Genomic DNA, 12,740 nt, shown 5'->3' with positions numbered 1-12,740 from the left:
GACCCTGCCTTGCGCGATGCGGGGGCGGAGCGTTCCGCCCCCGCGTTGATGGTTGGTCCGGATCGTCATGTCCGACCGGTCAGGCGATCAGCCCCAGCACTTGTCCGTGCCTTCCTTGGTGTCGATCGAGGACACGCCCTCGGCCGGCTTGTCGGTGACGAGCGCCACGCCGGTGTCGAAGAAGTTCTTGCCCGGCGTCGGCTCCGGCTTGGCGCCGGTGTCGGCGAAGGCCTTGATCGCCTCGATGCCGAGCGAGGCCATCAGCAGCGGGTATTGCTGCGAGGTGGCGCCGATGACGCCCTCGGCAACGTTCTTGACGCCCGGGCAGCCGCCGTCGACCGAGACGATCAGAACGTCGTTCTCGCGTCCGACCGCCTTCAGCGCCTCGTAGGCGCCGGCCGCTGCCGGCTCGTTGATCGTGTAGACGACGTTGATCGTCGGGTCCTTGGTGAGAAGGTTTTCCATCGCCGTGCGGCCGCCTTCCTCGTTGCCCGAGGTGACGTCGTTGCCGACGATGCGCGGATCGTCCTCGTCGCCCCAGCGGGCCGGGTCCTTCACGTCGATGCCGAAGCCGGTCAGGAAGCCCTGGTCGCGCAGCACGCCGACGGACGGCTGGCTGACGGCGAGATCGAGCATGGCGATCTTCGCGTCGGCGGCGGCATCGCCAAGCGTTGCCTTCGCCCACTGGCCGATCAGTTCGCCGGCCTTGAAGTTGTCGGTGGCGAAGGTCGCGTCGGCCGCGTCGATCGGCTCCAGCGGCGTGTCGAGGGCGATCACCAGAATGCCGGCGTTGCGGGCCTGCTCGACGCTGTCGACGATGGCCTTGGTGTCGGAAGCGGTGATCAGGATGCCCTTGGCGCCATCGGCGATGCAGGTCTCGATGGCCGCGACCTGGCTTTCGTGGTCGCCGTCGATCTTGCCGGCATAGGACTTCAGCACGATGCCGAGTTCGGTCGCCTTGGCGGTGGCGCCTTCCTTCATCTTGACGAAGAAGGGATTGGTGTCGGTCTTGGTGACGAGGCAGGCGGAAATGTCCGCCGCCATGGCCGGCGCTGCGGCCGTCATTGCGAGCATCGAGCCGGCAAGCATCAGTTTGCGTAGCATGTCAGTTCCTCCCAGTGTGTGTTTTGGCCAGGCAGTCTTCCAGCCGTATCGGCCGGCCGGCTCCTCATGCCGGACGGCCATCCTGTGCAGGTCCGTTGCCGGCGCGCAGCCTTTCGGGGCCGGTGTCGGTTGCACTTCGCATCGCCTCGTTGGCCGTCAGGATCGCGGCGCGGGGCGAATAGTTGAAGAAGATCGGCAGGTTGGCGGCGCCTGCCGCGCCCGCGTCCTGGCCGAAGGAACCGCGCTGCACGCGTGGCGGCCGGCGGGCTTCGGGGGCGGCGCGTTGCAGCGCGTCCCCGAGCGCTGCGAGCAGCCGGTCGGCGAGGCCGCCGTCGATGTCGAAGTCGATGACGACCAGCGGCACGTCGATCAGCGAGATCGCCGACCAGATGGCCGGCGTCAGCGCCGCGACGCAGTCCGCCATCCATTCGTCGACGGCCGGGTGACGCGCCGCGACCGCCTTTTCCAGATCGCCCCGGGTCTCGGCCCCCAGGCCGTGATGGGCAAGGTGCCGCTTCAGCGCCACCATCGAGGCGCGGGTCAAGAGGATGTCGAGTTCGCCGCTGCGCGGCGCCGGCGCCGAGGCAAGGCGGCTCGGCGGCACCGGGATCATGGCGACGTCGCCGGCATTGCCGTTGACGCCCTTCAGGCAGTCGCCGCCATAGACGAGGCCGCCGCCGATGGCCGGTCCCATGAACAGGTAAAGGAAGTCGTCGGCATGCCGTCCGGCGCCGGAGAACAGCTCGGCGATGGCGGCCGCCGTGCCGTCGTTTTCGGAAAAGACCGGGAATTCGATCTCCGCTTCCAGCATCTGCTTGAAGTCGATGTCGTCCCACAGGTGAAAATGCTCGCTCGGCAGGCCGAGCTCGTGCAGCCAGGAGCCGAGATTGAAGGGCATGGCAAGGCCGACGCCGGCGATGCGGATGCGCTCTTCCGGGGCGATCAGCTTCAGCAGGCTGGCGATGTCGCGCGACACGATCTCGACGGCGCGCTCGGGCGAGGGCAGGAAACGGTCGTGCGACTGGCGGCCGATGATGCGGCCGGAAAAGTCGGCGATCACCGTCTCGATCGAGGTGCGGTCGAGACGGACGCCGAAGCCGTAGGCACCGGTCGGGGCGAGCCGCAGCATGGTGGCCGGCTGGCCGCGTCCGCCATGGTGGCGCTTGCCCAGCGTCTCGATCAGGCCGAGGGCTGCAAGGTCCTGAATTATTCCGCCTATCGCCGCATTGGTAAGCTGGGCGAGGCGGGCAAGGTCCGCCTTCGAGGCCTCGCCGACACGGCGCAGGACCTGCAGCACGATGCGCTCGTTGTAGCGGCGCAACTGCACGGAATTCGAGCCTTGTCCGACAAGCGGGCGTCTGGCCACCGCCTTGTTCCTCCCACGGAAGCGACGTTGCGTCAGGATAGCCGGCAAGAGGCCTTCCTGACCATTCGCATTTATTTCTTTTAGTTGATTTATAAAATCTCTGATGGTGGCAACCTGTCAACTGAAATCGTTTTTGCACTGCGCAATCGCGAGGGTGCCCGGGCAGGCTGGCGCGGTCCCGTCCGCCTGTGTCATGGTCCGGGCAGCGCCGTCATCGCCTCTTCCGGCGGCCCTGTCACGCGGTTGATCCAAGGAGACCTCCCATGCCGAACACTCTGGCAACGCAAGCCTTCCTTGATCGTGCGATTGCCGCGGGGCGGGGCGAGGTGCCGGCCGACCTGGTGATCCGCGACGCCCGGCTGTTTTCCGTGATCGACGGCTCCGAGACGGTGACCGACATCGCCATTGTCGGCGAGCGGATCGTCGGCACGCACGGCGCCTATCGCGGCGACAGGGAGATCGATGCCGGCGGCCGGCACGCGGTGCCGGGTTTCATCGACACCCATTTGCATGTGGAATCCTCGCTCGTGACGCCGCTGGAATTCGACCGCTGCGTGCTGCCGCATGGCGTGACGACGGCGATCTGCGATCCGCACGAGATCGCCAATGTGCTGGGCACTGAGGGCATCCGCTATTTCCTCGATGCGGCGGAGCGCACGGTCATGGACCTGCGCGTCAATCTCTCGTCCTGCGTGCCGGCCACCGCCTTCGAGACCGCCGGCGCACGGCTGGAAGTTGGCGACCTTCTGCCCTTGCGCGGCCACCCGTCGGTGATCGGCCTTGCCGAGTTCATGAATTTTCCGGGCGTGCTCGCCCGCGATCCTGCGGTTCTGGCAAAGCTCGCCGCCTTCCAGGACGGACACATCGACGGGCATGCGCCGCTGCTGTCCGGGCTCGATCTCAACGGCTATCTCGCCGCCCGCATCCGCACCGACCACGAGGCAACGAGCGCTTCGGAGGCGCGCGAGAAACTCGCCAAGGGCATGACCGTCCTGATCCGCGAGGGCTCAGTGTCGAAGGATCTCGAGGCGCTGGCGGAAATCCTGACGCCGGACACGGCCTCCTTCGTCTGCCTGTGCACCGACGATCGCAACCCGCTCGACATCGCCGAGGAGGGCCATCTCGACAGCATGATCCGCCGGCTGATCGCGAAGGGCGCGCGCGCTTGCGATGCCTACCGCGCGGCCAGCTGGTCGGCGGCGACCGCCTTCGGCCTGCGCGACCGGGGGCTGGTGGCGCCGGGCTGGCGCGCCGACATCGTGCTGCTCGACGATCTTGCCGACTGCCGTGTCCATGCGGTCGTCGCCGCCGGCCGGCCGGTCGATGCGGCGCTTTTCGCCGCGCGTCCGCCGCTCGCGCCGGTCGGGCTGGAGAGCGTCCACCTGCGCAACATGAGCGCGGAGGATTTCCGGATCGCGGGCGACGGCTCCAACGCGCGTCAGGTGATCGGCGTCGTTCCCGGGCGCATCATCACCGAGCGGCTGACCCGCTCGCTCGCCGTCGCCGGCGGTTTCGTGCCGGCCGATCCGGCGCAGGACGTTGCCAAGGTCGCGGTGGTCGAGCGGCACGGGAAGAACGGCAATATCGGCCGCGCCTTCGTCTCCGGCTTCGGCCTGACGCGCGGTGCCATCGCCTCCTCGGTCGGCCATGACAGCCATAATGTCTGTGTCGTGGGTGCGGACGACCTCTCCATGGCAAGCGCGGTGAACCGCATCGCGGCGCTGCAAGGCGGCTTCGTTGTCGCCGACGGCGAGCGGATCGTCGCGGAACTCGCCCTGCCGGTCGCCGGATTGATGAGCCTCGAGCCCTTCGAGGAGGTGCGCCACGCGCTGGAGGCGCTGCGCCGTGCCGCCCGGGAGCTGGGATGCGCCTTGCCCGAACCCTTCCTGCAGGTTGCGTTCCTGCCCCTTCCGGTCATTCCCCATCTGAAGATCACCGACATGGGCCTCTTCGACGTCGACCGCTTTTCGCTTATCGATTGAAAGGGATGCGCGGGTCGCGACGAGTGCCGCGAAGCCGTGCTATTCTGGCATCGGCGGGCGTGCACCGAACGGCCGAGTCTGTCATTTAACGTTGACGTAAACGGAAGCTTGATCCATGTTTTGCCGGCGCCGCGCAAGCCGGCGTTGCCGCCTGCGGGGAGGAGGCGGCGAGACCAAGAACATCCGGTCCGGGAGGAACCATCTTGAGCGAACCCCAGGTTTGGCTTGCCGCTTTTCGTCCGCAGCCCATCCACACCTATCTCGACGACACGGTGCGCCAGTTCGGCCATCGCCCGGCGATCGACTTCCTCGGCAAGGGCTGGACCTATGCCGAGCTCGGCGCGCTGGTCGACAAGGCCGCCGCCGGCCTTCAGGCGATGGGGGTGGTGAAGGGCGAGAAGGTCGGCCTGTGCCTGCCCAACACGCCCTATTACACGATCTTCTATTTCGCGGTGCTGAAGATCGGCGGCGTCATCATCAACTTCAATCCGCTCTACGTGGAGCGGGAGCTGTCGTTCCAGGCGCGCGATTCCGGCACGCGGATCATGGTGACCCTCGACCTGAAGATCATCTACGACAAGGTCGAGGCGGTGCGCCGCGAGGGCACGCTCGACAAGATCATCGTCTGCCCGATGGCCGACATCCTGCCGCAACCCAAGAAGCTGCTCTTCACCCTGTTCAAGGGCAGGGACCGGGCGAAGATCCCGGATGACGCCGCCCATCCCCGCTATGCCGGGGTGATCGGCCATGGCAGGTCGCCGCGGGTCGCCGACATCAATCCCGACACCGACATTGCCGTGCTGCAATATACCGGCGGCACCACGGGCGTTCCCAAGGGGGCGATGCTCACCCACACCAATCTGGCCGCCAATCTGGAGCAGATGCGCACGCTGTTCTCCGCCGCCCGCCCGGGGGAGGAGAAGAAGCTCTGCGTGCTGCCCTTCTTCCACGTTTTCGCGATGACGGTGGCGCAGAACCTTTCGGTCGCCATCGGTGCGGAAATGGTGCTGATGCCGCGTTTCGAGCTGAAGATGCTGCTCGACACCATCCAGCGCAAGAAGGTCACGCTGTTCCCCGGCGTGCCGACGATCTACACGGCGATCAACAATGTCGAGATCACGAAGAACTACGACCTGACCAGCATCCGCCTGTGCTTTTCCGGCGGCGCGCCGTTGCCGGTGGAGGTCAAGGAGGAGTTCGAGAGGCGGACCGGCTGCCTGCTGGTCGAGGGCTATGGCCTGACCGAGTCGTCGCCCGTGGTCACCGGCAATCCGCTCAACGAGAACCGCCGGTCGGGCTCCATCGGCCTTGCCCTTCCCGGCACCTCGCTGGAGTTCCACGACATCGAGGAGCCCGGCAAGCTGATGCCGGAAGGCGAGAAGGGAGAACTCGTCGTGCGCGGCCCGCAAGTCATGATGGGCTACTACAACCGGCCCGAGGAGACCGCGCGCACCATCCGCAACGGGGCGCTTCACACCGGCGATGTCGGCTATCGCGACAAGGACGGCTTCGTCTACCTTGTCGACCGGATCAAGGACCTGATCCTGTGCTCGGGCTACAACGTCTATCCGCGGGTGATCGAGGAGGCGATCTATCAGCACCCATCCGTCGAGGAGACGATCGTCATCGCCATTCCCGACGCCTATCGGGGGCAGGCGCCGAAAGCCTTCGTCAAGCTGCGGACCGGCAAGAGCCTGAGTGCCGAGGACCTGCGCACCTTCCTGAAAGACCACCTTTCGCCGATCGAGCTGCCCCAGGAGGTGGAGTTCCGCGACAGCCTGCCGAAGACCATGGTCGGCAAGCTCTCGAAGAAGGAACTGGTCGAGGAGGAGACCGCGAAACGCGCGCAAGGCGCCTGACCTTGCGCGTCTTCCCCGGGGTCGGGTGACGCGTCGCGCTTGAAGTGCGGGCGGCGGCTTGGCATTGTCGGACGAGCGTTTTATTTCGCCGCAACAGGCTGCCCGCAAACAGGATTCCCGGCACGATGACGGCCGAACCGCCGACCTATCTGACGACCAAGGAAATGGCGGACCTGCTCCGCGTCAAGGAACGCAAGATCTATGACCTTGCCGCCGCCGGGGAGATTCCGCACAGCCGCGCCACCGGCAAGCTGCTGTTCCCGCGCGAGGTGGTGCTGGCCTGGATCGAGAATGCCAGCGATGCGCCCGGCCACGAGGCCGCGCGCCCGCAGGTGGTTCTGGGCAGCCATGACCCGCTGCTGGAATGGGCCTTGCGCGAATCCGGGTCCGGCCTTGCCACGTTCTTCGACGGCAGTCTCGACGGGCTCGACCGTTTCGACCGCCTGGAAGGGATCGCCGCCGGCCTGCACGTGGTCGAGGACGAGGGCTGGAACAGGGAGCTGATTGCCCGCCGGTTCCGCTTCCGTCCCGTTGTCCTGGTCGAATGGGCCTGGCGCAGCCGCGGCATCATCGTGCCGCCGGGCAATCCCGCCTCGATCTCGGTCCTCCGGGACCTTGCCGGCAAGAGGATCGTGCGCCGGCAGGCTCAGGCCGGCGGGCAGCTGCTGCTGGAGCGGCTTTTCGGCGAGGCGGGCCTTGCCGTGCCGCAGGGCGGTCCGATCGCGCGCGACGAACGCGAGGCAGCGCTTGCCGTGCTCGACGGCAGCGCCGATGCCGCCTTTGGCCTTGCCGCCTCCGCTCGCCAGTTCAAGCTGGATTTCGTGCCCGTGTGCGAAGAACGCTTCGATCTGCTCGTTGCCCGGCGCGAGTGGTTCGAGGCGCCGTTCCAGGCATTGGTCGCCTTCACCCGCTCCCCGGCTTTCGCCGCCATGGCCGCCTCGCTTGGCGGCTATCGGGTGGACGGGATCCTGACCCCGCATTTCAACGGCAGCTGAGGTCGCCCCGGGGGCTCCCCTATGGCGGGTCGGCACGCACGCCGGTGCGGGCGGTGACCTGGCGTCCGAGCCGGTTCTCGCGCCACACCGTGTAGAGCGCGCCGGCGACGATCAGCGCCGCGCCCGCATAGGTCGCCGGCGCCGGCAGGTCGCCGAAGACCAGGAAGCCGATCACCGTCGCATAGAGAAGCCGGGCGTAGTCGAGCGCCGCCAGCGCGGAGGCCTCGCCGGCGCGAAAGGCGCGGATATTGCACATCTGCCCGGCCCAGGACACCAGCCCGACGACCATCAGCAGGCCCCATTCGGCCAGGGTCGGCGTCACCCAGTAGTAGAGCGCGATGGGCAGCATGATCAGGCCGACAAAGACCGCCTGATAGGTGAGGATCGTCACCGGCCTCTCCACCTGGGACAGCTTGCGGATGATGATCATGACGACGGCGGCTGCCGCCGCACCGACGACCGCCATCGCCGCGTAGATGTTGAAGCCGCTGTCGCCGCCCGGCTGGAGGATGACGATCACGCCGAGGAAGCCGACAGCCGTCGCCGCCCAGCGATGCCGTCCGACGGTCTCCCCGAGAAACAGGATCGCGAAGATCGTCAGGAAGAACGTCTTGGAAAATCCGATCGCTGTCGCATCGGCAAGCGGCAGGTGGACGACGGCGGTGAAGCCGGTGAGCATCGCCACCGAGGCGCAGCTCACCCGGATGACATGCAGGTGGGGCCGACTGGTCTTGAGCGATCCCGGCAGGCCGTAAATGATCGTCGGGGCGACGATCGTCGCCATCACCATCTGGCGGATGAAGATGATCTCGGCGACGTGAAGCCGCTCGCCGAGCAGCTTGATCAGGGTCACCATGAAGGTGAAAAACAGGCCGGCAACCAGCATCCAGAGAATGCCGCGCACATTGCCCGGCAGCAGCGACAGCCGGTCGCCGGCATCGCGGTAGCGTGCCGCAAGTCCGGGTCGCCCCGAAGGCCTTGCGGCCGGCGCCTGTCTCCCCTTGCCGTTGTCGCCGGGGTCGGGGCGCTCTTGGTTTGCGGACATGGGCGGGCCGATCCGTGCCGGTGCGATGGGAGGCGGGTTGAACCCGTCGAGGCGAGGCGGCAAGCATAGCGCGCCTCGCGGCTCCGGCGAAAGGGGCGTGCTGCATACGAATTCAACTGTCGCTTCGAGAGACTTGGCGAAAGGTGCCGATTGCCGTTACAGTTGCGGGAACGCTTGGCTTGCGGCTCCGCTGCGGGTCCGCTTCGCTCCGGCCGGGTTCCTCCACGCCCGGACGGCTCGCCCTTGACCCTCCCGGTTCGCGCGACATGTCGCACGCAACGATTTTCACATTCACCGCAGCGATTTCCGGGCCTGGCCCGGCCGTAGCAACGAGGCATTTTCAATGAACGAAACGGTTCACGCCAAGTTCGGGATGGGTGCGCCTGTCCGCCGCAAGGAAGACGACGCGCTTGTCACCGGCAATGGCCGTTATACCGACGACCTTGCGCCGGACGGAGCCTTGCGGGCCTTTGTCCTGCGCTCCACGATGGCGCATGCCCGCATCGCGCTCGGGCCGCTTGACGATGCCCGCGCCGCGCCCGGCGTGGCCATGGTGATGAGCGCGGCCGACATTCCCGACCTCGGACTGATGCCGACCAAGGTGGTGCTGACCCAGACCGACGGTTCCCGCCACGCGGTGCCGCCGCGCCCGGTGCTGGCCACCGACACGGTGCGCCATGTGGGCGAACCGGTGGTGCTCGTCGTCGCCGACACGCTGGCCAATGCAAAGTCGGCGGCCGAACTCATCGAGATCGACTACGAGCCGCTCGATGCGGTGGTCGAGACGGGGGACGCCTTGAAGCCCGGCGCGCCGCTGGTGTGGCCGGAAACGGGCACCAACGTCGCCTTCAACTACGAGATCGGCGATGCGGGCGCGACCGCCGCCGCTTTCGACAAGGCCCATCACGTCACCCGCATCGAGATCGTCAACAACCGGCTCGTGTGCAACTACATGGAGCCGCGCGGCTGCATCGCCGAATTCGATCCGGAGACCGGCCGCTACACGCTGACCGCCGGCACCCAGGGCGGTCACGGCATGCGCGACATCATCGCCGGCGACATTCTGGGGATCGGCAAGGACCGGCTGCGCGTCGTCACGCCGGATGTCGGCGGCGGCTTCGGCACCAAGAATTTCGTCTATCCCGAATATCCCGTCTGCCTCGTCGCCGCCGAGCGGCTCGGGCGTCCGGTGAAATGGATCTGCGATCGCACCGAGCACTTCCTTGCCGATGCGCATGGCCGCGACAATCTCGCGGTTGCCGAGATGGCGCTCGACGCGGACGGCCGGTTCCTCGCGATGCGGGTCGACCTGATCGCCGCGATGGGCGCCTACCTGCATCAGTACGGACCGTTCATTCCCTTCCTTGGCCTGTCGATGACGACCGGTCTCTACGACATCCCGGCCATGCATGCGGCGATGAAGGGCGTCTTCACCCATACCGTGCCGACGGACGCCTATCGCGGCGCGGGCCGGCCGGAGGCCGCCTACCTTCTGGAGCGTCTCGTCGACAAGGCTGCGGCCGACATGGACCTTGCACCGGCCGAGATCCGGCGGCGCAACTTCATCACGCCGGAGCAGCTTCCCTACACGACCCATACGGGCCGCATGTACGACACCGGCGAGTTCGCCGCCCACATGGACAAGGCGCTGGCCGATGCCGACTGGGACGGGTTCGAGGCGCGCGCCGCCGCGTCGGCGGAGCGCGGAAAATATCGCGGCATCGGCATGGCGACCTATATCGAGGCCTGTGCCTTTGCCGGTTCCGAGGAGGCGACGGTGGAGCTGGGCGGCGACGGCTCGCTGACGCTTCTGATCGGGACGCAAACGAACGGCCAGGGGCACGCCACCGCCTACGGCCAGATCATCGCCGAGCAGTTCGGCGTCGACCTCGACCGCATCACCATGATCCAGGGCGACACCGACCGGGTGCGCAAGGGCGGCGGCACCGGCGGGTCGCGTTCGATCCCGATCGGCCTGCCGTCCGTCCTGGAAGCCTCCAAGGCGCTGGTGAAGAAGGTCAAGGACCTGGCCGCCGACAAGCTGGAGGCCGGTGTCGAGGACCTGGAACTGGCGGAAGGGTCCGTGCGGGTCGTGGGCACGGACCGGGCGATCACGCTGGCCGAGATCGCGGCGGCGGTGCCCGAGCCCCTTTCGGGCCGCGAGGAAGTCAAGCAGGCCGAGGCGACCTATCCCAACGGCACCCATGTGTGCGAACTGGAGGTCGATCCCGACACCGGCGACATCGAGCTTGTCGGCTATCTCATCGTCGACGATTTCGGGGTGACGGTGAACCCGATGCTGCTCGCCGGCCAGGTGCATGGCGGCGTCGTCCAGGCGATCGGCCAGGCCCTGATGGAGCACACCGTCTATGACAGCGACGGCCAGCTCCTGACGGCGTCCTTCCTCGACTACCGGATGCCGCGCGCCGCCGACATTCCCGACATCCGCTTCGAGACGCGCAACGTGCCCTCGACCACCAATGCGCTCGGCATCAAGGGCGCGGGCGAGGCCGGCACGATCGGCGCGGCGCCGGCGGTGATGAACGCGGTCAACGATGCCCTGCGCCGCGGCGCGGGGGTGGCGCAGATCGAGATGCCGGCAACGCCGTCGCGGGTGTGGGACGCGATCGCCGCCGCGCGCAGCTGACGAGGCAAGCCGCGGCCGGGGCGTTTGTCCCGGCTGCGGCCGCGGCCTTCCGCTGGGTCATGTGGCAGGCGCAGGGGTGCCTTGCGTTTTGTGCGGGAAAGCCCCTTGCGATTCATCATATAAATACGGAAAGTCGTTCCAAACCGGCGGGTTCAGGCACATGCCCAGCGTCGCTGGAGCCAGTCGTGGATCCTTGCCGGCATGCCTCTTGACCGTTCCGACCCCAGCGAAAACTTCGGCGAAAATTCCGGCGAAGTTCCCGGTGACATCCCGGCAGATCCGGCGCCTTCGGAAAAGCCGTCCCCCAAGCCTGCGGTCCGCGAACTGAACGCCTACAATCCGCGTCTGGGCATCGGCCTGAAGGTCGCCTCCGCGCTGATCTTCACCGGCATGGTCGCGATGGTGAAGATCCTCGACGGCCGTTATCCGGTCGGCGAGCTGATCTTCGCCCGCTCCTTCTTCGGCATGATCCCGGTGCTTGTCATGGTCGCCTGGCAGGGGCAGCTCGCGGTCGCCTTCACCACCCGCCGCCCGTGGGGCCATGTCAGCCGGGCGATCGTCGGCGGCTCGGCGATGGCCATGTGGTTCGGTGCGCTGGCGCGCCTGCCGCTGCCGGATGCGACCGCCATCAGCTTTTCCGCGCCGCTGATCACCGTGGCGCTTGCCGCGCTGATCCTGCGCGAGAAGGTGCGCGCCTATCGCTGGAGCGCGGTGATCGTCGGGTTTTTCGGCATCCTGATCATCCTGTCGCCGCATCTGGGCGGCGCGGTCCTCAGCGACGAGGCCACGGAGGGCGCCATGCTCGCCTTCGCCGCCGCCGTCTTCATGGCGCTCGCCATGATCACCGTGCGCCGGCTGACCAGCACGGAGCGCACCTCGACCATCGTCGTGTGGTTCGCCGCCGTCACTTCGCTGTTCGCGCTGATGACCGCGCCCTTCGGCTGGGTCGTGCCGGACACGGGCGACGCTGTGATGCTGGTGCTGATCGGGCTGCTCGGCGGCGTCGGCCAGATCCTGCTGACCCAGAGCTACCGCTATGCCGATGCCTCGACCATCGCGCCGTTCGAATACACGACGATGATCTGGACGGTGATCGTCGGCTGGCTGGTGTTTTCCGAGGTCCCGAGCGGGGAGGTGGTTCTGGGCGCCGTGATCGTCATCGGTGCCGGCGTCTTCGTCATCTACCGCGAGCGGCAGCTCGGTCTCGACCGCTCGAAGGAGCGGCGCACGGTGACGCCGTCCAAGGTGTGATCGAGGCGTCTCGGGAAGGTTGGAAAGCTTCGGCTGAGGCCGTGCCCGCCGGAAGCGCACACGCCCGCGGAGGCCACAAGAAGCCCGCGCTTCATACAGCTCCTCCGGTCAAATCCTCTGCAAGCATCAGCGCGTTGCCGTCGGGATCGTAGAATGTTGCGGTCTTGACCATGCCCTCGACGACATCGGTTTCGCCATCAAACCTGACCTTGGCCTGTTCCAGTTTCTGCCGGGCGGCGTCCAGGTCGGCGATCCCGAAGACCGGCACGCAGTTGCCGGGCGCGGGCCTGGTATGCTCGCCAAGGCCGATCGTGACGCCGGGCGTGTTCGTCCGGAGCTCGGACCAGCCAGCGTCATCGGCATGATAGAGCACCTCAAATCCCAACATGGTTTCGTACCACTTCGCGCTTGCATGGCGATCCTTGACCGACATTGCGATGGTGATGGTTTGCTCGAGCGAAACGAGTGACATGGGCTTTCCTTGTGATTCA

9 protein-coding genes are annotated in these 12,740 nt (G+C 67.1%); 5 read left to right on the top strand and 4 right to left on the bottom strand.

The annotated features are described in order from the left end of the window. Window positions 1-87: 87 nt before the first annotated feature. Window positions 88-1,104: a sugar ABC transporter substrate-binding protein gene (locus ACQY46_RS20125; protein WP_428697755.1), complete on the bottom strand. Its 1,017-nt coding sequence runs from the start codon at window positions 1,102-1,104 to the stop codon at window positions 88-90. A 64-nt stretch (window positions 1,105-1,168) separates the two neighbouring features. Then, entirely contained in the window at window positions 1,169-2,470 is a 1,302-nt protein-coding gene (locus tag ACQY46_RS20120; protein ID WP_428697754.1) for an ROK family protein, read from the bottom strand. Window positions 2,471-2,733: 263 nt separating this feature from the next. Between ACQY46_RS20120 and ade the strand changes: the two genes are divergently transcribed. The 3 genes from ade (at window position 2,734) to ACQY46_RS20105 (ending at window position 7,306) form a co-directional block, all read left to right on the top strand. Further along, on the top strand, window positions 2,734-4,452 hold the full coding sequence (gene ade / locus ACQY46_RS20115) for an adenine deaminase (protein WP_428697753.1): 1,719 nt from the start codon (window positions 2,734-2,736) through the stop codon (window positions 4,450-4,452). Window positions 4,453-4,655: 203 nt separating this feature from the next. After that, window positions 4,656-6,311: a long-chain-fatty-acid--CoA ligase gene (locus tag ACQY46_RS20110; RefSeq protein WP_428697752.1), complete on the top strand. Its 1,656-nt coding sequence runs from the start codon at window positions 4,656-4,658 to the stop codon at window positions 6,309-6,311. A gap of 125 nt (window positions 6,312-6,436) precedes the next feature. Further along, window positions 6,437-7,306, top strand: a complete 870-nt coding sequence (locus ACQY46_RS20105) for a substrate-binding domain-containing protein (protein WP_428697751.1) — start codon at window positions 6,437-6,439, stop codon at window positions 7,304-7,306. A gap of 19 nt (window positions 7,307-7,325) precedes the next feature. On the opposite strand, the gene ACQY46_RS20100 is transcribed toward ACQY46_RS20105, so the two are convergent. Next, the gene (locus tag ACQY46_RS20100) at window positions 7,326-8,351 is read right to left on the bottom strand and encodes a DMT family transporter (RefSeq protein ID WP_428697750.1); all 1,026 of its coding nucleotides are present in this window, start codon (window positions 8,349-8,351) and stop codon (window positions 7,326-7,328) included. Between the two features lie 343 nt (window positions 8,352-8,694). On the opposite strand from ACQY46_RS20100, the gene ACQY46_RS20095 reads away from it, so the two are divergent. After that, on the top strand, window positions 8,695-10,998 hold the full coding sequence (locus ACQY46_RS20095) for a xanthine dehydrogenase family protein molybdopterin-binding subunit (protein WP_428697749.1): 2,304 nt from the start codon (window positions 8,695-8,697) through the stop codon (window positions 10,996-10,998). A 201-nt stretch (window positions 10,999-11,199) separates the two neighbouring features. Further along, on the top strand, window positions 11,200-12,249 hold the full coding sequence (locus ACQY46_RS20090) for a DMT family transporter (RefSeq protein WP_428697748.1): 1,050 nt from the start codon (window positions 11,200-11,202) through the stop codon (window positions 12,247-12,249). 91 nt (window positions 12,250-12,340) lie between these two features. Here ACQY46_RS20090 and ACQY46_RS20085 read toward each other — a convergent pair whose 3' ends face one another. After that, window positions 12,341-12,721: a VOC family protein gene (locus ACQY46_RS20085; RefSeq protein ID WP_428697747.1), complete on the bottom strand. Its 381-nt coding sequence runs from the start codon at window positions 12,719-12,721 to the stop codon at window positions 12,341-12,343. Window positions 12,722-12,740: the final 19 nt, after the last annotated feature.

The sequence above is a fragment of the Stappia sp. genome (assembly GCF_965276915.1).
Taxonomy (GTDB): domain Bacteria; phylum Pseudomonadota; class Alphaproteobacteria; order Rhizobiales; family Stappiaceae; genus Stappia.
This window is presented reverse-complemented; position numbering and strand designations above follow the sequence as displayed.